The organism is Planococcus sp. TJ-201, from assembly GCF_058268495.1.
This window is the reverse complement of record NZ_JBZDOG010000003.1, coordinates 340,796-363,831: the sequence shown is the minus strand read 5'-3', so window position 1 is coordinate 363,831 and position 23,036 is coordinate 340,796. Positions and strand designations below refer to the sequence as shown.

The following is a 23,036-nucleotide window of genomic DNA, read 5'->3' as shown; positions in this document are numbered from 1 at the left end:
TTGTACACCGCCATAGAAAAAAACGCACTTGCCTCAGCAAATGCGTTTCTGTTTATCGCCTTTAGCTTAAATAATGAAATACGAAATTCGCCAGGAACAAGCCTGAGATTACATACAAAATTGGCGAAACTTCACGCGATCTGCCGGTTGCGACCTTCAAAATCGGATACAAAATGAACCCGATGGCGATGCCGTCCGCAATGCTATACGTAAACGGGATGAGCGCCACAATTAGCAAAGCGGGAAAGCTTTCCGTCATATCCTTCATATCCAGGTTTTTGATATTTTGCAGCATCAAACCTCCGATAATAATCAAGATCGGCGCAATTGCGCTGTCCGGAATCAGTTTGATTACCGGAATGAAGAATGATGCGACCAGAAACAAAAGTCCCGCCGTAATGGTCGTCAATCCGGTCCGTCCGCCTGCTGTCATGCCCGCTGCACTTTCGACCGTTGCCACTGTTGGGCTGGTTCCAAAAACGCCAGAAGTCATCGCAGACACAGAAGTCGCTTGGAAAGCACGGCCGAACTTTTCGGGACGTTCGATAAATGCCACTTGTCCGTGGACAAGCCCGATGTTTTCAAACACCAACACCATCGTCAGCGAAAAGACGGCCACCCAAAACGTCATGGACAAAATACTGCCAAAGGACAATGCCCCGAACACTGCAAAGGCTTCCGCCGCATTGATCGACGACTCGTTCATACTGCTGAAATCAATCAATCCGAAAAACGAAGCGATGGCTGTTCCCACCACAATCGTAATAAGGAAATTCCCCGGCACGTTACGGATAAACAGCACAATCGCAATCAGAAACGTCAGCACCGTCGCCAGCACTTGCGCTTCTGCAAGCGAACCGAGTGCCAGGATCGAACTCGTCCCGCGCTCGACGATCCCACCTTTTTCAAGGCCGATCAGCATGAGGAACAAGCCCAAGCCAACTGTAATTGCTTCCTTCAATGAATGCGGTACCGCTGCGCTCAATATTTTTGCAAAGCGTGTAAATGCCACCGCTACAAAAATCACTCCGGAAACAAAAACAACTGCCAGTGCTTCCTGCCAAGACAAGCCCATGGACTGGACCATCGTGTAGGAAAACAAAGCGTTGATTCCCATACCAGGAACCAGCAAGATCGGAACATTGCCCCAAAATCCCATAAGCAAGCAGCCGAACACCGACGCCGCAATGGTTGCAACAATCGCTGCTTCAATCGGCATGCCCGCTTCCGACAAGATCAGGGAATTGACGGCGATAATATAAACCACCGTAAAAAAGCCGACCAAGCCCGCTGTGATTTCGCGTTTGACCGTTGTGCCGTTCTCCTGAAGACCAAAAAATTGATCCATCCAATTAAACATAGTCATAACCTTCTATTAAATTAGCCCTCTCCCTACCCGCTCTGCCTATCGAAATAGGTAAGCCAAGATAGGAGTGTAATCCAAAAAGAAGGCGCTGTCAAGGGGATATGCTTGATAAGCAGTTGTGCTGGCCGCGAACGACTGTAAAAATTGTTGAACGACTGAAAATGACGAAACTGATCGCTTTTCGCTTGCAAAAAGCCGGTAATCAGATTTTTCATGAGTCCCTAAAATAAAATAGCCATGCAGAAAGGCGGAGTGCTATAATTCTATTAATTTAAAAAAGGAGGGATTTATATCGAAAGAAAACTAGACCCATTACCCCGGGCGGAAGCATTGGAATTGCTTCTGGTGCGACTCGGCGAACAGCACCCGCAGCGAACCTTTCTTGAACGGGAGCTGCACTGGACCGCTGCCGGAAAAAGAGGTGAAAGCCGGCTGCAGAAGAAATTCGATGAATTTTATTCGGAGGAAGAATTCCAGATCCTGTGGGACGTCAGTTTGAAAATCGGCACCTGGCCCGTTCAAATGGATGGTCTCTTGCTCACGGAACGATGCGCCATCATCATCGAGTCCAAAAACATCAATGGGCAACTCCACTTCGATGATAAGACGAGCGAATTTTTCCGTATTAATTCAGCTGGAGAAAAGACTGTCATGGAAGACCCTAGAGTCCAGTTGAACAAGCACATCCGTTTTTTGACACACTTCTTTAAAACGAAAAAAATCAATCTCCCAGTATCCGGCCTGATCGTCTTTACTGCCAAAGATTGCGAATTCGCATCCAAACCGCATCGTGCTTCCATCTGTAAAACCTACCAAATGGTCGAATACCTCTTACGGATTCTGCAAGCTTCCCCCCTAGAAGCTGAAAACATCAAATTGGCTAAAATCAAAAAAATGATTATGGCCAATCAAACCCCTTATAAACAACCCCCTTTGTGCGTGTACTATTTCATTGATCCGAAAGATTTGCAGCCCGGTGTTTATTGCCAAAATTGCAAGGCGCTTTCGATGCAGCGCGACAAGCGGAGCTGGCTCTGCAAAAAATGCAGTATTCGCGACGCTTCCGCGCATCTGTTGGCTATTCGGGAATACTTCACATTTATAGAGCCGGAGATCTCCAATCGAAAATTCCGTGAGTTTTGCGGTTTGGAATCCAGGGCAGTTGCCACAAGGTTGCTAAGCCAGCTGAACCTGAAGAAAGTTGGCGACTTAAAAACTTGCTCTTATCATTTGTGGGAATAAATCGGCAAAACCTCCACTAAGGTGTGAGGTTTTTTGCGTTCATGGGATTTACTGAAGTGAGCGTGCATATTTTTCATTGAACGTGCATAAGTCTCTCTTAACCGTGCATAAAAATTTCTGAACGTGCATAACCAGCTCTAAACGTGCGTATTTCAAATCAAGCGTGCATAAGCCGCGTCCATCTTGCTCCATGACCACTTTGCCGGCTTCACTCTCTAGCCGAAACCCCAATATGGCCCGCTTTTCGCAAGCGAAAAGCACTAAAATCAAAAAAGAGACCTGCAGCAACTGCAGATCTCTCAATAATATAAAGTTTAGACGAACATTCCGGCAATAGCTGCACTCAATAGTGAAGCGAGCATCCCTGCCGCAACGGCGCGAATGCCGAGGCGGGCGATATCCGGACGACGGCTAGGCGCCATAGCACCAAGACCGCCAAGCAGAATAGCCAATGAGCTTAAGTTGGCAAATCCACAAAGGGCAAAGCTGATCACGATAACTGTTTTAGGTGATAAGTTTTCAATTTCTGGAGCAAAGGCTGTGTACGCAACAAATTCGTTAAGTACTAGTTTTTGTCCGATGAAACTGCCGGCTTGCACCGCTTCGGCCCAAGGAACACCAATCGCCCAAGCAAGCGGTGCAAAGATGACACCCAATATGCTTTGGATGGTCAATCCTTCAAAGCCAAAGAATCCACTAATTCCACCAAGCACACCGTTCAATAAGGCAATCAATGCGATAAATGCAAGAAGCATCGCACCAACATTCAACGCCAGTTGCAGGCCGTCAGATGCACCGCGTGCCGCCGCATCCACAACGTTAACTGATGTTTGGTCTTTTTCCATCACGAATTCTTTTTCTTCAACCACTTCTGTTTCCGGCATCATCATTTTCGCCATGATCAAACCAGCTGGTGCAGCCATGAAGCTTGCAGCCAGCAAATATTCAAGCGGTACGCCGAGAAGTGCGTAACCCGCCAAGGTAGAACCAGCAACTGAAGCGAGCCCCCCTGTCATTACGGCAAACAATTCAGATTTGGTCATTCCCGCGATAAACGGACGCACAACAAGCGGCGCTTCCGTCTGGCCGACGAAAATGTTCGCCGCTGCTGAAATCGATTCTGCTTTGCTCGTTCCCAGAAGCTTCGATAATGCGCCTCCCAGAAGTTTGATGATGATTTGCATAATACCTAGGTAATAAAGAACTGAAATCAATGAAGAGAAGAAAATGATGATCGTCAATACTTGGAAAGCAAAGACGAAACCGAAATTCTGCGTATCAGCCGCTGGGCCAAATACAAAAGCGATCCCTTCACCTGCGTAATCAATGACGTTCTGGACTAGATTTGAAAGCCCCAGCAAAAGCTGTCTGCCGAAGTCCCATTCCAATACCATAAATGCAAACGTAATTTGGATGGCTAGTCCGCCGAGAATTGTCCGTGGCTTAATAGACTTCTTGCCGCTTGATAATAGGAAGGCGATTCCAAGAACAACGAATACGCCAAAGATGCCCCACAATAAATTCACAACTTCACCTCATTGGTATATTTTTTATCAGAAAATTAAGCAAATAAATTGTTTAAATCTACTGTCGTCAGACATCTTACCAAATCTGTTGATAGAAGTAAATGGCTATCGTGTGACAAAATGATAACGCATACATAAGTCCTACAACCCGTTATACCGGGCTTTATCTTTCCTTTTCGTTTTCCGGATCGGCTTTCCTAAGGAAAAAAGCCAAAACTACTCCAACTACACTTAAAACCCCCACAACCATAAACGAGATATTGACGCCGCGAATCAATCCTTGAACTCCGTATTGTTCCGGATCAAGCGCGGTGCTGGTCATAATGGTCACCAAAAGCGCGGTGCCGATTGATCCTGATACTTGCCTCATCGTATTGCTCATTGCAGTGCCATGCGGAATCAGCCGTTCCGGCAATTGATTGAGTCCTGCCGTCGTCACCGGCATCATCACCATGGCCACACCGAACATGCGGATGGCGTGCATAACGGTCAAGTAAAGAAAAGAAGTGGTCGCAGTCAACACCGTAAACTGGAAAGTCGAGACTGTGACAATCGACAAGCCAAAAATGGCCAGCCATTTGGCACCAACTTTGTCGAAAATACGGCCGGTAATCGGATTCATCAAGCCCATTATGATAGCTCCTGGAAGCAGCATCAAGCCGGATTCAAGGGCCGTAAAGCCGTGCATGTTCTGCATATAAATCGGCAGAATCGTAGCGCTGCCGATCATGGAAATAAAAACGATGACACTGAGCACTGTAGACAAGGTAAAGATTCCATAAGAAAAAACTCGAAATTCCAAGATTGGTTCATCCAATCGGAACTGGCGGCGGATAAAGAATACCAGTGAACCAACACCAACCACTATAGAAATTGCCACAGCCGGACTGTCCCACCCGAGTGAACCTGCACTCGAAAAACCGTAAAGAATTCCTCCAAACCCTAGTGTAGAAAAAACAATCGATAAAATATCCAGCGTGGGGAAAGTTTGCTTTGTGACATTTTTTAAGAAAAAGTAAGCCAGAATAAGATCCAGCAACGCAATTGGGATAACGATATAAAACAAGGCACGCCATGGGTATTGCCCTACAATCCAGCCTGATAACGTAGGCCCGATTGCGGGAGCAAAGGAAATGACCAAACCGAACAAGCCCATCGCCTGTCCACGTTTTTCCACGGGAAAAATGATGAACAGTACTGTCTGTGTCAACGGCATCATGATGCCCGCCCCTGCAGCTTGCACAATTCGCCCAACCATAAGTACTGAGAATCCAGGAGCAAAGGCGCAAATAATCGTGCCCGTCGCAAATAAACCCATCGCCACAAAAAATAGGTTTCGCGTTGTAAACTTGCCGATTAAAAAGGCAGTAATCGGAATCATCACCCCATTGACCAACATAAAGACGGTTGTCAGCCATTGTGCCGTGTTAGCGGTAATACTCAGGTCATCCATAATATGCGGCAAAGCCGTTGCCAATAAAGTTTGATTGAGAATGGCGATAAAAACACCAGCCATTAAAACTGCCAGGAAAGGGCCTTTCGCAATATCCTCTTTTGCATTCTTCTGTTGGATTTCCTCCATACCCCTCTCCTCCAATCATCTTTACTTTATTGCTTACCCGCTCGCTTTTCGAATACTCATCCATTCAAATAAAAACTGCGCAGCCAATAAGCTGCGCAGTTCCTGATTATTCTGCAACTCTGTTTCTACGGCGATTCACCCGGTAAAACACCAGGTACAACGCCGGAATCATCACCAATGTGAACAAACTGGAGAACGTCAATCCGGCAATAATTGTCACAGCCAGCGGTTCAAATAGCGGATCGCCTGACAAAGCAACTGGTACCAGGGCAATGATTGATGTAATCGATGTCAGAAGGATCGGCTTGATGCGGGCGTAGCCTGATTCCACGATCGCTTCATTGATATCAAAGTCTCCTGATAAACGGCGTGTTTCCACAAAGTCGATGAGAACGACTGCATTTCGTACAACAATCCCTGTCAGGGAAACGATCCCCATGACACCCAGGAAGCTTAATGGCGTCTGTGTAAGGAATAAGCCAAGAATTGCACCCGAAATCCCTAGATACACAGCGATCAGTACCAAAAATGGCAGGCTGAACGATTTAAATTGGAAAGCAATAACCAGATAAACCAGCAGCAAAACGACTAGGAAGAGCACGCCAATCTCGGCAAAAAATGCTTCCTGATCCGAGTTTTCGCCGCCTGTCGATAATTCATAGCCTTCTGGCAACGACGCACGTTCAGCATCCACTAGGTCCAGCATCTTATTTTCAAAATCATCCACTTCACCAAATGCACGCAGTGTAATGGAACGGTTTCCTTCTTGATGTGGAATTTGGGCCAACCGTGTTGTTTCTTCTTCCGTCAGCAATTCATTCATTGGAACCAATTGAGGCGGTCCTTGTTCAGAAAGTGACGGTACATTGAACTGAGACAAGTCGATTGGTTCACCATCGACAATCCCTGATTGTTTCAAAGACACATCGTATGGCATTTGCCCCTCATAAATCGTGTACAAGGGCACGCCCTGGGTCAACAGCTGAAGCTGATTGGTCACCGTGCTGAGCGCTATTGTGTTTTCCTGCAGCGCATCCTGATTCGGCACGTATTCAATAGCGGGTACTGGATCTCCCAAGTTGTCAGCGACAATAGCGGCTCCGTTTTCAAGCATCTGTTCTTTCAACCGGTCACGCAACGATTCCAGTTGGTTGATGTCCTCACCTTTGATTGCTACGGTTACAGGAGCACCAACAGGCGGCCCCTGGACAATTGTCTCCAGGAAGATTTCCGCTTCAGGGAAACGCTCGCGCAACTCTGGCTGCCATTTGCTGATAAAGTCGGCAGCTGTGGTATTTTCGCGATCAATGCGGAATGCCACCTGTCCCGTATTGCCTCCTGTGTTGTCCATTGAAGCAGAGAACAAGTTTGGCAAACCTTCACCGGTAAAGATGGCTATTTCAGCCACATCCTCGTCTTCCGATGCCACCTGTTCGGTCAAATCAGCAAGAAATGCATCGGTTTCTTCGATGGTTGTGCCTTCTGCGAGACGGACATCCATCGTCACTTCCTCCCGATCCGCTGCCGGGAAAAACTCAAACGGCGTGAAGAGAGCCAGCGATAACAAACCGGTCGATATCAACAAACCGCCAACTCCCACAATAACCGGTCGTTTCAATACACCACGCAGCACTTTATTGGAATAAAACAAGGCAAGCTTTTCAAGTGGCTTTCCTAAAAATCCGGGTGTGTCTGAAATTTTCTTCGCTTTTCGTTTTGTTTTTAAATACTGCATCATCGGTACCAGCGTAATCGACAGCACTGTAGAAGCCAAGATCGTAGTAATCAAAATACTTGGCAAAGCTTTGATAAAGGCTCCGTTTCCTCCTGACAACAGCAGCAAAGGCGAAAATGTCACGACGATTGCCAAACTTGAAGAAATAATTGATGGATACACTTCACGGACACCATTAACGGCTCCATTGCGCGGCGAATCTCCTAATTTGTAGCGCCGCTGAATATTGTCGTTGACCACAATGCTGTCATCAACCAAAATCCCGATGGCAATGATCAGCCCTATAACCGAAATCTGATTCAAGTCGACGCCCAAGAACGGAATCGGAATCATTCCAATCAGCACCGAAGCCAGCACCGTCAACGCAACCGCAAAAGAACCATATAAAGTCAAGCCGGCCGTGGTGACGATGAGGACAGCCAACACTGCAATGGCCAAGGACACATACAAACTGTTGAAAATGGTATTGACGTTATCAGCCTGCGACTCGTATTTTTCTGCTTGCACGCCGGCAGGCAAAGTTTCGGTAAATGTCTCAATCACTTCAGAAACATTGTCATCTACCGAGGGAACATCTTGCTCTGTCTGCAAGAAGACCGTATAGGAAATCGCGCGCTCCCCTTCAAACGTGACAATGTCTGTCGTTTCCTGGTCCACTGTTTCAATCGTTGCCACATCTGCCAGCTGAATAGCAGCGCCTCCCACTTGCAGCTGCTCCAGCTTTGCGATGCCTTCGTTTTGCTGAACGGTCAAGCTGACTTGTTCGTTGCCGTTATTATGAGTTCCGAGCGACAAGGGCTGATTGGCCTGCTGGAGCGATTCCAACACTTCGAATGGCTGAAGGTTATTGGCAGCCAGTTCTTCACTGTTCAACTCAACCAAGACTTGCTGCGTATTCAAGCCTTTGACAGTCGTTCCAGCAACCCCAGAAACCGCTTCCACATCTTCCGATAAATTAGACAAGGCATTTTCCATATTTGCCAGTTCTTCTTCGTCCCCATAAAACATATACGATACTAATGGGAAGGTCAGATCCAAGGTTTCAACTGAAGGTGCCTGTGCAGTATCAGGAAATCCCGAAGCCGCAGTACTTGCCTGCTGTTGAATGCTGTTAATCAACTCATCTGGATTTTCACCATCCTCAATTTCCAATGTAATGATGGATGCTGAATTGGCGGAAACCGACTGCATTGACGCGATGCCATCGACTCTCTGGATTTCACGTTCCAATGGATTGGTGATCGATGTCTCCACTTCTTCCGGTCCCGCACCCGGAAGAATGGTCGATACTAAAACCAAACTTGATGGCGTCTCAGGAATTTCGCGCTGGGGCAAGGTTAGAAATGTGTAGGCTCCAATAATCGAGAATATCAAAATCAGAAATATAAATAATTTGCTGCGATCCAATAGATAGTTCATCGGCCTATCCCCTTTAATTTTTGTATAATTATTGTATAACTATTTTCCTTAAAATACTAGCAAGACGTACAGAAAAACCGGGTAAAATTCACCCGGTTTTACACATTCCGAACCTGTTGTTTTTTCATCAAGAAAGCGGCAGCAAATAACAGCAGCGGCAAGAGGACAGCTAAACTGAACCAAATTCCTTGTCCGTCCATGGAGATCAGCAGCGTTGGCAAAAGCAGCGCAACTCCGCTCCAAGCAAGTGCTTTCCATGAACGTTTCCAGAGACCAATAAACGCCAGAAAGGCTGCAGCAATGACCAGAAACCAGAGCAATATCCCCATTAGAAATAAGCCCACCACAACACGCCTCCTCGTTGTTATGAATCTTCACTAATCTATACCCTTTTTTCAGAATAAAACATCGTCAACAAACGAAAAACCGGACAGCCGCGTTCGCCATCCGGTTTTCGTTTACTTATAGATTCTGGAAAAACAAACGGATCACATCAATGCCGCCGATGAGGTTACCGGCTGCGGTCCCCAAATTGGTCAAGACAACAACCAGCAGTACGCGCGTGACTTTGTTATCCCAAAATCCTTTGAGGGTAAAAACATCTTTTGATAGGGTCTGAAAGTCTCCGACATTTGGCCGGCGGATATATGCTTGCGCAAGCCCAGAGAACCAGCCAGCTGCCAATAGCGGATGCAAAGCACCAATCGGCCCGCCGACAAAGGCGGTCAAGATGGCCAAGGGATGGCCAAATGCTACTGCTGCACCGATTGCACCGAGACAAGCTGTCCACAAAATCCAGCTGATGGTCTGATCGATGCCAGCTGCCGGGTTGTTCATGAAAGTCACAGCAATCATAGCGACCAATGCCAACGGAATCGCCCAACCAATGATTTTTGGCCATTTTGATTTAGGCGGTACTTTTGATAACTCTTCCAAGTCGTGTTCGTTGTGAACTTCTTTAATGATTCCAGGGATATGCGCAGCACCCAAAACTGCGACAATTTTCTTGCCTGGTGCTTCTTTGATTTTTTGGGCCAAGTATTGATCACGTTCGTCAATAAGCGGTGTTTTCAGTTTTGGGAAAGACTGAGTGAAATCGTTCATGACCGCATTTAAGGTATCCTGTGATTTCATTTTTTCCAAGTCTTCTTCTGAAATCGTTTCTTTACTGAAGATGCTGAAGAATACCGAAGTCAGCAGCTGGGCTTTGCCCATAAAGCCTATATTTCCCCAAATGCGTGAAAATGTCACTTGGATGTTGCGGTCGGCCAACACGAGTTCGGCACCGCTTTCTTTAGCTGAAGCAATTCCTTGGATCATTTCCTGTCCGGGCTTGATGCCAAATTGGTCGGCCAGACGATTTTGGAACGAAGAAATGGCCAAGTTCATCAACAGAAGACTGGATTTTTTGTCTTTGATTACTTTGAAAATATCCGTTTCCTTCCACTTGCTGCCTTGCGTCACCGACTCATAGCGCTGCGCATCCAATTCGATGCACACGGAATCTGGCTGTTCGGCTTCAATGACCACTTTGACTTGTTCTGCACTGACTTTTGAAACGTGGGCTGTACCAATCAAAATCAATTCTTTTTCACCATACGTTATGCGTGTAATATTGTCATCGATCATGTTGTACTTCCTTTATAGAACTGGATTTCTTTTCATACCATATGAAAAGACTGTCTATTCTTTATAATGAATCACAACGGCGAAAATATCAATGCCGCGCTCTTTGAATTCTATTTTCCGGAACAGGCGGTGGTCACAAATCAGTCGCATTGAAAGTGTCTCCTTCTTTCAAGTTGCCGGCTTCGAAGCCTTTGTAAAACCAGCTTTTGCGTTGTTCCGAACTGCCGTGGGTAAAACTTTCCGGTACGACGTAACCGCGCGAACGCTGCTGGATCGTATCGTCTCCGACAGCACTTGCCGCTGTCAACGCTTCTTCCAGGTCGCCTTCTTCCAAATAGCCCATGCCCTGTGCGTGATGCGCCCAGACACCCGATAAATAATCAGCTTGAAGTTCCAGACGAACCTGCACTTTATTGTACTCTTCTTCACTTAACTGATTGTGGAGCGGCTGCACTTCTTCCATGACGCCAAGCAAATTTTGAACATGATGGCCAACTTCATGCGCCACTACATAAGCCATAGCAAAATCACCTGGCGCCTGGAACTGATTCTGAAGTTCATCGTAGAAACTCAAGTCAATATACAGTTTGTAGTCAGCTGGACAATAAAAAGGGCCTACAGATGCACCGGCCGTACCGCATGCAGACTCAACGCTTCCGCTGTAAATCACCAGTGTCGGTTCGATATATTCCATGCCTTCTTCTTCAAATACTTGTGTCCAGACTTGTTCGGTATCTGCCAGGACGACTGATACAAATTCAGCCAGCTCCTCTTCTTCCTCAGTTGCTTCATACGGCTGACTGGAAGGAGTCCCAGAGCCGCTCATTTGGTCGAGAATAACCCCAGGATCACCGCCTAAAAAAGCCACTAGCAGCACAATCAGAATGCCGCCGATGCCGCCTCCCGCAACCATCGCGCCGCCTTTTCCTCTTCGGTCTTCTACATTTCTGCTTCTCGCTCTGCCCTTCCACTTCATACAGGTTCCTCGTTTCACAATTGTTTTACTTTAAGCATACCCATTACCGGGCTGCTTCTAATCCATTTCGGGCAGCCGGTAAATCAAAAAACGTTCACGCAGATCCTTATGAGAACCCGGCAGTGAAATTTCCTCCACCAATTGAAAAGCTGTACTGGTTTCAAGAAAGTCGCTGTAGTCTTGAGAAGCAAAAAATAAGATGATCTCTATCGTTCGCGGATCGGCTTCGGCTGAACGCAAAACTTTATTGATAAAAGGAATGAACAGTTGTACCGAAAATGGATTAAAAAAATAAAACTTATTATCGCGCGCTTCAATCGGGTAGTCTTGCGCCAAGCCGTTATAGAACTGGATACAATCCTCTGACCCTTTATGTTTTTTAAAATATTCCTCCTTATTGTTTAAAGCCTCTTCGTAAAATGCAGGATTCATTTCAATGCCTATGCTTTCCGCTCCGAACAGATGATGAATATAAAAGTTCAGGCGGCCCTTTCCGCAACCTACGTCCACCAGCCGATCTCCGGGCAATAAGGTATAATGCTGAAAGAGTTCATCCAGCAGCTCGTACGAAGTTGGCTCATAGCGGTTGTGGTGCAGTGAATCCGTGAAGCCTTGCTGATTTCCCGCTGTCGCAATGTTCAGCAGGCGTTCATAAGCCTGTTCATTCATCCCAGATCACCCCTTCTTCATAAGATTTTACGTTCTCTATCTTGCAATTGACAAGGGAATTTGTTATAGTACAGCTAATTAAATATTTCTTGCTCCAGTTTTTATGGAGTAGGATAGAGGCGCAAAAACCATCAGTACGCAAAACGAGGACGATGAGATCCATTGACGTTTGCCGAAAGGGGGATTTGCCGAAGTGGCGGAAATCTCATGTTTCTGTTCGCTGGGTCTGCATTTAATAAATGCAGGACTGTCATATAGGAGACTATATGGAGGGCTATCTGATGCACAGAAACGAATGGCAATCATTGTTTCTACTGCAGCAACGGGACCCCTCGTTGCTGCTTTTTTGTTCCCTCCTGACTGGCTCCCCCACCTCTAAGCTTTGAAAAAAATTAGAAAAGGGTGTGTTTTTTATGAATTTTGGCCAAGTAATTACAGCAATGGTGACGCCGTTCGATCAACATGGAGAAGTCGATTTTCCGGCAACACAGAAACTAATAGAGCATTTGATAGCAAACGGTTCAGACGGTCTGGTCGTCGCAGGAACAACAGGTGAATCGCCAACTTTGTCAACAGATGAAAAAGCGGAGTTGTTCCAGTTCACCGTCAATACAGTTGCTGGACGGATTCCGGTCATTGCCGGAACGGGCTCCAACAATACGCGCGCGTCCATTTCATTGACGAGACAAGCGGAAGAAGCAGGGGTTGACGGCATTATGCTGGTCACTCCTTATTACAACAAACCTTCGCAGGAAGGCATGTTCCAGCATTTTGAGGCAATCGCCCGATCGACCAGCCTGCCGGTCATGCTGTATAACATCCCGGGGCGCAGTGTCGTCAATATGTCTCCAGAGACAATTATTCGCCTGTCCAAGATCGACAACATCGTTTCGGTTAAAGAAGCAAGTGGCGACTTGGAAGCAGCTGCAGAAATTATCGAACAAACACCGCCAGATTTTTCTGTTTACAGCGGTGATGACAGCCTAACATTGCCGATGCTGTCTATTGGTGGAACTGGCATCGTATCGGTTGCTGCACACATAATCGGAAACGATATGCAGGACATGATTACCAGTTTTAAAACGGGCGATGTGAAAACAGCAGCCGCCATCCATAGACGCCTGCTGCCAACAATGAAAGCATTGTTCGCCGCACCAAATCCATCCCCAGTCAAAGCAGCACTTAACATAAACGGTGTACAAGCAGGCGGCGTTCGCTTGCCAATGATTCCCCTGACTGAAGAAGAAACTTCAGCATTGCGAAAATCTTTGCCTAATCTTCATTCAGAAGGAGTCACTAACTAAATTCACTATAAAAAACGCTGAGGCCCCTAAGCTTCAGCGTTTTTTCTTCTGTTAACTAATTTTCAACTGGTCCAGGACGCGTTTCAAACTGCCGCCGATTTCCAAATCCTTTAAATCAACACCGATTTCTGTCAGAGTTCTGGCGATTTCAGGTCGGATTCCAGTTAGAACTGAACGTACGCCAACCAACTTTAATGACTGAATAATTTTGATGATTTGCTCAGCAACCATCGAGTCTACCCGTATCACTCCTGAGAGGTCTAGGATCAGCACATTGATTTTTAACTGATTGGCAGACAGCAATGTCTTCTCCAAAATGTAGCGGGCCCGATCGATTTCAATGCTTCCCACTAATGGCAAGATGGCGATTTGGTCGCTGACTGGCACGACGGGTGCCGACAATTCGAGAAATTCTGTTCTGGCCGATTCTAATTTTTGCTGATACGAACTTGTATAGGCCTGTGTATAGGAAAAAGCAGCATAGTCCAGCAAGGAATGGAAGAGCTCCATGATATCAAACAGAACCTGAAATTCCATCTTTTCTCGGATTGCTTCTGTCTTGATGACCATCCCGATATGTTTCCGGTAAAGTGAAGTTTCCGCCAGTGCATTTTCAAGCAGCATATTGTTTTCAAGAAAAAAATTGCCTGTTGTTTCTCCCCACTGTTGAATATTCGCATAGACCTGTGGCATATCACAGCTATTCGTGATTGACTCTCCAATCAAGGCCACAAAATCGACTCGAACTTTATTGACCACATCCAGAAATGCTTGATTTATTTGAAGTTGCTCCCTTGGAACATCCTTGAGTGATTCTTCGTGGATCAATTGGGCAATCAGCTCTTTATCCGCCAATACCCGTTCACCTATCAACTGATTGTTGTTTTTCATTGCGACCTCCAAAAGGCGAAATTATTTTATTCTTTTATTATAGCCGTTGAACAGCAGATTGTAATCGATTTATTGCGTAAAAAAAAACCGCCTCAAAGGCGGATGTTCAACAACGGACTTCATCAATTTCCAACTACGCAATTACGGCCATTCGCTTTGGCTTTATAAAGAAAAGCATCCGCTCGGGACAGCAGACTCTCTACTTTGTCTCCGGGCTCATAGGCTGCGACTCCAATGCTCACCGTAATAGGAACGTGCTGCCAGACAGCTGATGCCAGCTGGGTGCATAAAGCATTGCCTATGGCCAAGCCTTCTTTAATTCCAGTGTCAGGCATGACCACCACAAATTCCTCACCCCCAAGGCGTACTACAATACCGGAATCCCCAATCTCTTCTTCCAGACGCCAAGCCAATTCCTGCAGCACGGCATCACCTGTTTGATGGCCATACGTATCATTGACCTTTTTAAAATGATCAATATCCAGTATTAAAAGTGCAAACTGCCCGCCATTTTTTGCCTGTTCCAGAAGTTCTTTGAGCTTCCCCTCCAAATACCGACGGTTTTTCAACGCCGTTAATTGATCTGTAATCGCTAATTGCTGGAGCTTTAAGTTAAGGTCTATCAGTTCCTGTTGCTTGAACTCTACTTTTTCCATCAAAGTTTGAAGTTTGCCATAGGCTTCCGCTGTCTCACGATTTATTTTTTCAGCATCGCGCTTGGCCTGCAGCAATGATTTTTCGTATTCGTCACGGACACTCATTTGCATCAAGGCGCATTCGTAAAAGCCATTTAGCTCTGTCGTATTCATCAAGACAGGCAAGTGCCCCGCTTCGCTTTTCAAATTTAAAAACATTTCAATTACCGTGCCATGCATTTTAATGGAAGGAGTGAAATACGTTTGAAAGTAAACACGGGAAGCCATTGTCAGCAAATCGTGCATGTGCTTTGGACTCGCAGTCCCTGTCATAGCCTTCAGCGTTTTGTTCATTTCGACTATCTGCAACTCTTGGTCCAAAACCAAGTAACCGCATGGCGCCCTATCGAGTTGCTGTTCCAATGTCCCCACTCCTCTATTTTGCCAGGTACTGCTTAATGTATTCAACGGTTTCCTGCGAATCGCTAAGATGCGGATTGTGTCCCATAGCCTCCATTAATATTATCTCGCTGCCTGCAATTTGGTCATGGACGTATTGTCCGACTTCAGGTGAAGCTATGGCATCAAATTTCGGCTGAAGAATTAAGGTAGGCACTGCTACTATGCTTAGCTGATCACGAAGGTCGGAAGTAAAGGTCACTTCGGCAAACTGCCGTGCAATCAGGGGATCATTTGAACACAATAGCTGCTCAAATTCTTCCGTCAACTCTGGACGTTCGTCATTTTGCATAACGACTGGCGCCAGGTACTTTGCCCATTCCTTGTAATTGGTTTCCATCATATCCAGTAATTCTTCAATATCCGTTCGTTCAAACCCACCCTTGTAGCCAGGTTCATTCATATAGTAAGGAGACGGTCCAATCATAATCAATTTCTCCATCAACTCAGGACGCTCAATTGAAGCCAGCACACCAATCATGGAACTGACAGAATGGCCGATAAATATCATTTCTTTTATTTCTAACGCATCACAGATTTCTAAAAGATCCTGCTTATAGCCATAAAGTGTACTATACCGTTCTTTAGAATAAGCTGTTTTGTCGCTGTTTCCTGAACCTACATAATCAAAGGTGACGACCCGGTAAGTACCTTCGAAATCTGCAATCGTTTCATTCCATACCTGTTGGTCACAGCCAAAACCATGCCCAAACAATATAGTTTTTTCTCCTTGCCCGATAATTTGGACGTTATTGCGTTTTAAAATATCGATGGCCACTAGGATTCCCCCTTATTAAATCTACTCGTAAAGGAATATTTAAAAGTATAATATACCCTAATAATAGCATTAATGAATCAAATCAGACGATAAATAATAATTTTTTTCTTTCTACGAAATATTTTCCATAACTTATTATCTAGTACAATAAAAAACAGCAGACATGTCGTCTGCTGTTTAATAAATTATAATTTTGCTTTCTTCAAAAATATGCTCGAACACTTCTCTACCAGCTGGCTTTTTTCACTCCAGGTATTTGCCCTTTATGTGCCAAATCACGGAAAACAATGCGGGACATGCCAAATTTCCGCATAAAACCGCGCGGTCTTCCTGTTACTTCACAGCGATTATTTGATCGAACAGGGGATGAATCTTTCGGTAAATTAGCCAATGCTTGAAAGTCTCCTTTTTCTTTCAATTCCTGTCTTAGTTCTGCATACCGCTCCACCATTGCCTGCTGCTTTTTATGACGGGCAACTTTTGATTTTTTAGCCATTCTACTCTCTCCTAACAGTAATAATTACGATTTAAAGTTTATAAAAAATTATTTGGTCTCGCGGTGAATGGTAACTTTCTTAAGACGCGGACTGTATTTTTTCAATTCAATGCGCTCCGGGTTCGTGCGCTTGTTTTTGGTTGTGCTGTAATTTCGGTCCCCGGTTTCTGTACATGCCAATGTTATGTTGACTCTCATTGTTTTTCCTCCTCAAGAAAGTAGTTGAAATCCTGGCAGCGGGTCATGAAATCTTGTCCAGTCTTGTTCAGTTTCTTCCGCTGTCAACAAACACCGATCCAATTCTCGGCTAATGTTGGCTTGGTCCATATCAATGCCAATTAGCACGAGTTCGGTCATTTTAACGCCATTTTCCAAGTCCCATGCGCCAGCATGCTCAATGCCGAGCGACGGTCCTGCCTGCGACAATAAAACAGCTGTGTCGCTTCTTGTGGCCAGCCATAAAAATCCTTTGGCTCGAACAACTTCCGCCGGCCACTCCAAAATCCACTCCATCAGCCGTTGCGCATGAAAGGGCTTCTGGCTTCGGTAGACAAACGATGCAATGCCGTATTCTTCTGATTCAGGAATATGTTCCTCATTCAGTTCTTTTATCCAGCCAGCGCTTTGACTCGATTTCTCAAAATCAAACAAGCCAGTGTTCACTACCTGGTTCAGTGCCACTTGCGAATGGGTGGATTCAATAACCTGTGCCTCTGGGTTCAAAACTGCAAGCAGATTTTTCAGTTGTTGCCTTTCCTGCATTGACACCAGATCCATTTTGTTTAACAAGATGACATTGGCAAATTCAATTTGGTCAATCAGCAAGTCTGAAATTTCGCGGACGTCTTCCGCAGTCGCCTCCTGATTTCTTTGCAGCAACGACTCACCAGAAGCAAAGTCTTTCCAAAATGCATAGCCGTCCACCACAGTAACCAACGTATCCAGACGGCACATTTTGGTTAAATCAATTCCGAGCTCTTCATCCCTGTACGTAAAGGTTTGAGCGACGGGCAACGGCTCGCTGATTCCAGAGGATTCAATGACGATGCAATCGATGTCTCCAAGCCTTACCAGTTTCTCGACTTCTACCATCAGATCTTCTCTCAACGTACAGCAGATGCAGCCATTCTGCATTTGTACCAATTTCTCCTCTGTTTGCAAAAATCCTCCTTGCTGAACCAGCGATGCGTCTATATTCACTTCACTCATATCGTTTACAATCACGGCAACTTTCAAGTTTTCCCGGTTATGGAGCAAATGATTCAGCAAGGTTGTTTTGCCGGCTCCAAGATATCCGCTCAGCACTGTAACCGGAACAAGTTTATCCATTCGTGCGTCTCCTCCTTTTACATTCCTTTAAATAGTAATGATTACGTTTTATATTGTATAAAAGTTTATTCAGGAAAGCAAGCCTTTCTTTAATCACAACCATTGCCACAAGATTGTTTACTCGGAAAAGCAACAGGGTAGATTATCATTACTTACTTAACAGAATTTTTATACTAATTAGGAGGAACCAACGATGGCAAACAAAGAGACAGCATTGATTCAAGCATATGATGTACAGGCAGAAGTTTTGCACAAAATTAATGAACTGAAAGGACAAGGCTATAAAGAAGAGGATATGTATGTAATTGCCAAGCACGACGACCAACTTTCGATGGTGCAAGGACAAACCGATGTTCAACTGAACACGCAGGATGACGAAGACATCATGGGCAAATTCAAATCCTTTATTTCAGGAGAAGATTCAACACGTGATGCCTTCACGCAGATGGGCCTAGGAACCACGGAAGCAGATGAGTATTATCGGCATGTGGAAAACGGCAAGCTTGTGCTTTACGTCAATAGCAATTATGGCAATTCATACAAGCCATATACAGCAAGCCAAACAGAAGCCCAAAATACAATTGATGGCAACAGCCACGAGCAAGAAGAACATCTGCATCTCCACGAAGAGCGCTTAAGCATCGATAAACAACGTGTCCAAACCGGTGAAGTCAACGTCGGCAAACATGTGGTGGAAGAACAACAGACCATTGAAGTACCCGTCGAGCGTGAGGAAATTTATATCGAGCGCCGCCCAGTAAACGACGAAATCCCTTCTGGAATAACTGGTTCAACAAAAACTGGAGTTTATGATGACGGAGAAGCCATCCATATTCCGCTTACCGAAGAACGCATTGAGGTCAGCAAGAAAAACGTCGTCAGTGAAGAAATTATTGTCAGCAAACGTAAAATTCAGGACACGGAAGTGGTCAATGAAACCGTTCGCCGTGAAGAAGCCGATATCGACGAACAAATTCCATCAAAAAAAGAGAACCGCAACTCATAGTGATCAGCACACAAGGCACATTCGAATGAACTTTCGAATGTGCCTTGTTTTGCATAGGTTTACCCTGCACGGAACTGTGGGTAAATGTGCTTTAACAAAGTAAATTGGTGCAACTGAAACTGGAGGAATTGAGCGTGGAGAAAAAAGGAAATAAGCTCGTCGGTATTTTTGATGCACAAGCACAAGTATTGATTCAAGTTGGTGAATTGAAAGCAGCAGGTTATGAAGAAGAGGAAATGTATCTTGTAGCAAAGCATGATGAACAAATCGACTTGCTGATTGAATACACGAGTGTTTATGTAGATACGCAGGATCGGGATAACTTCAAGGGCAAAGTCATGGCCTTTTTAGCCGGCGAAGATATTACAAAAGATGCCTTTAACCGAATGGGTTTAAGTGCCGAAGAAACGGACTATTATTTTCAGCAAGTTGAAAATGGCAAACTCCTGCTTCACACAAACAGGAAACCAGCGGCTGCGCTTCAGGCGGAAACAGCTGCGGCTGCTGACCAGAGCAGCACTGCAAGTAGCGATCCCGAAGAGCAGCGATTGGCACTTCACGAAGAACGTTTAAGCATTGGCAAAGAACAGGTTCAGACAGGTGAAATTCATGTCCAGAAAAATGTGGTGGAAGAGGACAGGAAAATCGAGGTGCCCATTGAGCGTGAGGAAATCGTCATCGACCGGCGCCCCCTTTCTGAGGAAACAGATGCCAAAAAAGAAGAACAGGTACTGACACCAAAACAAGCTTATGAAAAAGGCGACGCCATTTACATTCCGCTTTCCGAAGAGCGTTTGGATATCGGCAAAAAGAAAGTGGTACGCGAAGAGATTGTCATTGGCAAACGCAAAGTCAAAGATGTTCAAATCATCAATGAAACCGTCCGTCGGGAAGTAGCAGATGTTGAAGAAAACGGGACTGTCCATAAAACTGATAAATAAAACAAGGCAGCCGAAGCGGCTGCCTTGTTTTGATTTGCTATAGAAGTGCCATTACAATAACAGCAACTATAGCCGAAATTGCAATAATGAATAGCACTGTAGGGATAATGATGATGAAAAAACCTTTCCAGGCCGAAAGCTTGTGTGCTTCCCCCACTGCTTTGCACTGGATAAAGAACGTCCAGATGGACATAACAGCTAAGATGATAATAAACAACAGTGACAGCAAATCCGGTGAAGTAAACGGCACTTCATTTTCCTGCAAGAAATAAGTTTCCGGCAAAATCAGCATCCACAAAAGAATGATTGGACTAATCCAAATCTGCGGAATCTGACTTGTCAAAATCGCTCGGAACATTTCTGTGTAAGTAGCTTGGCCTTTAAACAGCTTGCCGACTACCAAGTAAATGGCAGCACCAATGGCGGTACTTACTGCAACACCAATCGGACCCAACAAAAGTGCTCCCAGCAAAATTCCCAAGACCGGAAACACCTGTTCGGAGCTCATCGTGCTCAGTAGACCCGCGGCAAAACCAGCCAGCACAAGCAGCAGGAAAATAAAGCCGGAAGACTTCTCTTCAATTACATGCCGCACTGCAGTACGCGGCCGGGTCCAAATTGCAGTAAATGGATTTAAGTTTTCATAGCCTTCTGTTTTATGCATGTTGATTCCCACTTTCAGTTGTTGTGTTCTCTCTATTCAAACATACTGGAGTAATAATGTAAATGATAGTAAATATTGGAATTAATGAAGAGGAGTCCTTTCAAGCTTTGCTTTTCAACGAAAGAGCCGAAACTACTGGATTGCTTCTTGATGCCAACTGTCGAGCAGTTATTCACTTTTCTTGAATCAATCGACCTCTGCAAGTCATGTTATACTAAAGGAACTTCATATCGAAAGGATGATCTCCTTGTCTGAACTGACTCATTTTAATTCCCAGGGACGTGCCAAAATGGTCGATGTCTCTGATAAAAAAGACAGCGTCCGCACGGCGCGCGCCACCACTTCTGTCCTGTTGAATAAAGCCATTTACCTGCAGATCAAGGAAGGCACCAATAAAAAAGGCGATGTTTTTGCTGTTGCCCAAGTTGCTGGGATTATGGCCGCCAAAAATACTGCACAAATCATCCCCATGTGCCACCCTTTGGCTCTTAGTGGAGTCGATATCGAATTCCAGTGGAGCGTCGATGAAGACGCCAATCATTTTGAAGTTCTGCTGACAGCCGAGGTGAAAACAAAAGGACCTACAGGTGTCGAGATGGAGGCTCTCACGGCTGCTTCCGCCGCTGCTTTGACCATTTACGATATGTGCAAAGCCGCTGGCAAGGAAATGGTCATTGGGCCAACCATGCTGCTTCAGAAAACTGGTGGGAAGTCAGGCGACTACGAGCGCAGCTGACAGCATTTATATGCTCTGAATCCAATGAAAACCCTAAGTGGCCGTCGGGAACTGACGGCCACTTAAGGTTTTCACGTGCCATATTTTCTTGTCAGCCAACTACGAAAGAGGCTCACGATGTTTGGTCAACTCAGAGTAGACATGCTCAATTTCTGGCAAAATGAGCCGTTCCATCGCCAATTTCACCGCTCCACGAGAACCTGGCAGGACAAAGATGGCTTTATCATTAGCTGCTCCAGCAGCCGCTCGGCTCAAGAGTGCTTTTGTGCCAATGTCTTCCGCGAAACTAACGTAACGGAAGAGTTCTCCGAATCCATCTATTTTCTTTTCAAAAAACGGTTCGATCGCTTCTAAGGTAACATCGCGTTTAGCAATTCCGGTTCCGCCAGTGGTGACAATCACATCCACTCTATCCTTCTCCAGCCAGTCAGACAGGGTAACGCGAATGGCTGCTACGTCATCTGCCACAATAGCATAATCCGCAAGTTCCAGTCCTTTGTCTAAAGCTAGCTGCTGGACAAGCTGCCCTCCGGTATCTGTTTCCCGTGTCCGTGTGTCGCTGATGGTCAATACCGCCATGCGCACCCGATGATTTGTTTGAAACGACTCCGACATGCAAACTCCCCCTTCTGTTTACCCAAACACTTGATGGTACATTTTTCGGCCTTCTGCTACATTGTGGACACCGTGAATCAGCAACCGGCCATTTCCAAACAGCACCATGCGGTGATCAAACACTTTCAATTCGACAAAATAAGGTGTCCGTTTCACTCCAGCTTCCAGCCGGTTGCCGACTTTTTCGGCATCGTCTAATGTAATGGGCCGGTTTGGATCAGGCAAGATTTGCACGGCATCGCGGCCGCACAAAACCGCATAAGTGCTTATGCCCGTGTCGTTAAGCGATGGAAAAACGGCAGCCGGTCCGCATGTTTTACAATCCGGATCTTTGATGCGTGAAACACCGATATCCAGCTGGCTATTGTCCCATAAGTTGAAGTGATGGATCTTTTTCCGCATCGCTTCACGGTTGCCGCTCAACCATTTTAAGGCTTCTGTACATTGAAGCGCAGCTGTCACTTGAACCGCCGGCGAGATGATGCCGACTGTATCACAAGTCTCATTAATGGCCGGCAGTACTGGCAGCAAACAGCGGAAACAAGAGCTTTCCCTCGGTATGAACGGAAACACCACTCCCGAACTGCCAACACAGGCGCCATAAATCCAAGGCACACCGTATTTAACGGATGCGTCATTGATCAACAGGCGGGTTTCAAAATTGTCAGTGGCATCAAGGATCAAGTCGCTGATAGCTGCCAGTTTTTCTATTCCCGCTGCATCCAAATGCTCCAAATAAGTGAACAAACGCAGATCACTGCGGATGGCTTTGAGCCTTTGCTCTGCCGCAGTCACTTTCGGCAGCATCTGCTCGGCATCCTTTTCGGTGAAAAGCTGTTGGCGCTGCAAATTCGACAGCTCTACATAATCGCGGTCGACCAAGTGTATGGTTCCGACACCGGCACGCGTCAGTGTTTCGGCAATAGCCGATCCTAATGCTCCACAGCCGATTATTGTGACAGTTGATAAAGCCAGCTTTTCCTGGCCGGTTTGGCCAAGCGGCTTGAATAGGACTTGTCTTGAATAGCGTTCATCCAC

23 protein-coding genes and 1 riboswitch are annotated in these 23,036 nt (G+C 45.7%); of the genes, 5 read left to right on the top strand and 18 right to left on the bottom strand.

All coding sequences use genetic code 11. From position 1 onward, the window contains the following. Positions 1 to 61: 61 nt before the first annotated feature. Entirely contained in the window at positions 62 to 1,360 is a 1,299-nt protein-coding gene (locus AC4EG4_RS10135; protein WP_490987736.1) for an NCS2 family permease, read from the bottom strand. A gap of 336 nt (positions 1,361 to 1,696) precedes the next feature. Between AC4EG4_RS10135 and AC4EG4_RS10130 the strand changes: the two genes are divergently transcribed. Continuing rightward, the gene (locus tag AC4EG4_RS10130) at positions 1,697 to 2,608 is read left to right on the top strand and encodes a nuclease-related domain-containing protein (RefSeq protein WP_490987735.1); all 912 of its coding nucleotides are present in this window, start codon (positions 1,697 to 1,699) and stop codon (positions 2,606 to 2,608) included. 48 nt (positions 2,609 to 2,656) lie between these two features. Here AC4EG4_RS10130 and AC4EG4_RS10125 read toward each other — a convergent pair whose 3' ends face one another. The 8 genes from AC4EG4_RS10125 to AC4EG4_RS10090 all read right to left on the bottom strand — a co-directional run bounded on the left by AC4EG4_RS10125 (position 2,657) and on the right by AC4EG4_RS10090 (position 12,144). Further along, the gene (locus AC4EG4_RS10125; RefSeq protein ID WP_490987734.1) at positions 2,657 to 2,878 is read right to left on the bottom strand and encodes a hypothetical protein; all 222 of its coding nucleotides are present in this window, start codon (positions 2,876 to 2,878) and stop codon (positions 2,657 to 2,659) included. Positions 2,879 to 2,922: 44 nt separating this feature from the next. Then, the gene (locus AC4EG4_RS10120; RefSeq protein WP_490977080.1) at positions 2,923 to 4,134 is read right to left on the bottom strand and encodes a NupC/NupG family nucleoside CNT transporter; all 1,212 of its coding nucleotides are present in this window, start codon (positions 4,132 to 4,134) and stop codon (positions 2,923 to 2,925) included. Positions 4,135 to 4,297: 163 nt separating this feature from the next. After that, the gene (locus tag AC4EG4_RS10115) at positions 4,298 to 5,716 is read right to left on the bottom strand and encodes a DHA2 family efflux MFS transporter permease subunit (RefSeq protein ID WP_490987733.1); all 1,419 of its coding nucleotides are present in this window, start codon (positions 5,714 to 5,716) and stop codon (positions 4,298 to 4,300) included. A 106-nt stretch (positions 5,717 to 5,822) separates the two neighbouring features. Then, positions 5,823 to 8,870: an efflux RND transporter permease subunit gene (locus AC4EG4_RS10110; RefSeq protein ID WP_490987732.1), complete on the bottom strand. Its 3,048-nt coding sequence runs from the start codon at positions 8,868 to 8,870 to the stop codon at positions 5,823 to 5,825. A gap of 98 nt (positions 8,871 to 8,968) precedes the next feature. After that, entirely contained in the window at positions 8,969 to 9,217 is a 249-nt protein-coding gene (locus AC4EG4_RS10105; RefSeq protein ID WP_490977077.1) for a hypothetical protein, read from the bottom strand. Positions 9,218 to 9,332: 115 nt separating this feature from the next. Then, positions 9,333 to 10,499, bottom strand: a complete 1,167-nt coding sequence (locus tag AC4EG4_RS10100; RefSeq protein WP_490987731.1) for a TraB/GumN family protein — start codon at positions 10,497 to 10,499, stop codon at positions 9,333 to 9,335. A gap of 133 nt (positions 10,500 to 10,632) precedes the next feature. Then, entirely contained in the window at positions 10,633 to 11,475 is an 843-nt protein-coding gene (ypfJ, locus tag AC4EG4_RS10095; RefSeq protein WP_490987730.1) for a KPN_02809 family neutral zinc metallopeptidase, read from the bottom strand. Positions 11,476 to 11,532: 57 nt separating this feature from the next. Beyond that, on the bottom strand, positions 11,533 to 12,144 hold the full coding sequence (locus AC4EG4_RS10090) for an SAM-dependent methyltransferase (protein ID WP_490987729.1): 612 nt from the start codon (positions 12,142 to 12,144) through the stop codon (positions 11,533 to 11,535). 106 nt (positions 12,145 to 12,250) lie between these two features. Beyond that, a riboswitch (Lysine riboswitch) is annotated at positions 12,251 to 12,429 on the top strand. 128 nt (positions 12,430 to 12,557) lie between these two features. Between AC4EG4_RS10090 and dapA the strand changes: the two genes are divergently transcribed. Next, entirely contained in the window at positions 12,558 to 13,448 is an 891-nt protein-coding gene (gene dapA, locus AC4EG4_RS10085; protein WP_490987728.1) for a 4-hydroxy-tetrahydrodipicolinate synthase, read from the top strand. A 51-nt stretch (positions 13,449 to 13,499) separates the two neighbouring features. On the opposite strand, the gene AC4EG4_RS10080 is transcribed toward dapA, so the two are convergent. The 6 genes from AC4EG4_RS10080 to AC4EG4_RS10055 form a co-directional block, all read right to left on the bottom strand. Further along, positions 13,500 to 14,339, bottom strand: coding sequence for an STAS domain-containing protein (locus AC4EG4_RS10080; protein WP_490987727.1), 840 nt, complete (start codon positions 14,337 to 14,339; stop codon positions 13,500 to 13,502). Positions 14,340 to 14,461: 122 nt separating this feature from the next. Continuing rightward, positions 14,462 to 15,406 (bottom strand): GGDEF domain-containing protein, encoded by a 945-nt coding sequence (locus tag AC4EG4_RS10075; protein WP_490977911.1) that lies wholly within the window; start codon positions 15,404 to 15,406, stop codon positions 14,462 to 14,464. Between the two features lie 4 nt (positions 15,407 to 15,410). Continuing rightward, positions 15,411 to 16,211 (bottom strand): alpha/beta fold hydrolase, encoded by an 801-nt coding sequence (locus AC4EG4_RS10070; RefSeq protein ID WP_490977071.1) that lies wholly within the window; start codon positions 16,209 to 16,211, stop codon positions 15,411 to 15,413. A gap of 226 nt (positions 16,212 to 16,437) precedes the next feature. After that, positions 16,438 to 16,707, bottom strand: a complete 270-nt coding sequence (rpsN, locus tag AC4EG4_RS10065; protein WP_490987726.1) for a 30S ribosomal protein S14 — start codon at positions 16,705 to 16,707, stop codon at positions 16,438 to 16,440. Between the two features lie 48 nt (positions 16,708 to 16,755). After that, complete coding sequence (gene rpmG / locus AC4EG4_RS10060) at positions 16,756 to 16,905, bottom strand: 50S ribosomal protein L33 (protein ID WP_142826743.1); 150 nt, start codon at positions 16,903 to 16,905, stop codon at positions 16,756 to 16,758. 12 nt (positions 16,906 to 16,917) lie between these two features. Next, on the bottom strand, positions 16,918 to 18,036 hold the full coding sequence (locus AC4EG4_RS10055) for a GTP-binding protein (protein WP_490987725.1): 1,119 nt from the start codon (positions 18,034 to 18,036) through the stop codon (positions 16,918 to 16,920). A gap of 193 nt (positions 18,037 to 18,229) precedes the next feature. Here AC4EG4_RS10055 and AC4EG4_RS10050 point away from each other — a divergent pair, with 193 nt between their 5' ends. Together AC4EG4_RS10050 and AC4EG4_RS10045 are read left to right on the top strand one after the other, a co-directional pair. Then, on the top strand, positions 18,230 to 19,042 hold the full coding sequence (locus AC4EG4_RS10050; RefSeq protein WP_490987724.1) for a YsnF/AvaK domain-containing protein: 813 nt from the start codon (positions 18,230 to 18,232) through the stop codon (positions 19,040 to 19,042). A 134-nt stretch (positions 19,043 to 19,176) separates the two neighbouring features. Next, positions 19,177 to 19,983, top strand: a complete 807-nt coding sequence (locus tag AC4EG4_RS10045; protein WP_490987723.1) for a DUF2382 domain-containing protein — start codon at positions 19,177 to 19,179, stop codon at positions 19,981 to 19,983. A gap of 37 nt (positions 19,984 to 20,020) precedes the next feature. Here AC4EG4_RS10045 and AC4EG4_RS10040 read toward each other — a convergent pair whose 3' ends face one another. Then, a complete protein-coding gene (locus AC4EG4_RS10040) occupies positions 20,021 to 20,647 on the bottom strand; it encodes a Yip1 family protein (protein ID WP_490987722.1) in 627 nt (208 codons plus the stop codon). Between the two features lie 247 nt (positions 20,648 to 20,894). Between AC4EG4_RS10040 and moaC the strand changes: the two genes are divergently transcribed. Next, on the top strand, positions 20,895 to 21,383 hold the full coding sequence (moaC, locus tag AC4EG4_RS10035; protein ID WP_490977065.1) for a cyclic pyranopterin monophosphate synthase MoaC: 489 nt from the start codon (positions 20,895 to 20,897) through the stop codon (positions 21,381 to 21,383). 99 nt (positions 21,384 to 21,482) lie between these two features. Here moaC and AC4EG4_RS10030 read toward each other — a convergent pair whose 3' ends face one another. Both AC4EG4_RS10030 and AC4EG4_RS10025 read right to left on the bottom strand, forming a co-directional pair. After that, entirely contained in the window at positions 21,483 to 21,998 is a 516-nt protein-coding gene (locus AC4EG4_RS10030) for a MogA/MoaB family molybdenum cofactor biosynthesis protein (RefSeq protein ID WP_490977064.1), read from the bottom strand. Between the two features lie 18 nt (positions 21,999 to 22,016). Next, the gene (locus AC4EG4_RS10025; protein ID WP_490987721.1) at positions 22,017 to 23,036 is read right to left on the bottom strand and encodes a ThiF family adenylyltransferase; all 1,020 of its coding nucleotides are present in this window, start codon (positions 23,034 to 23,036) and stop codon (positions 22,017 to 22,019) included.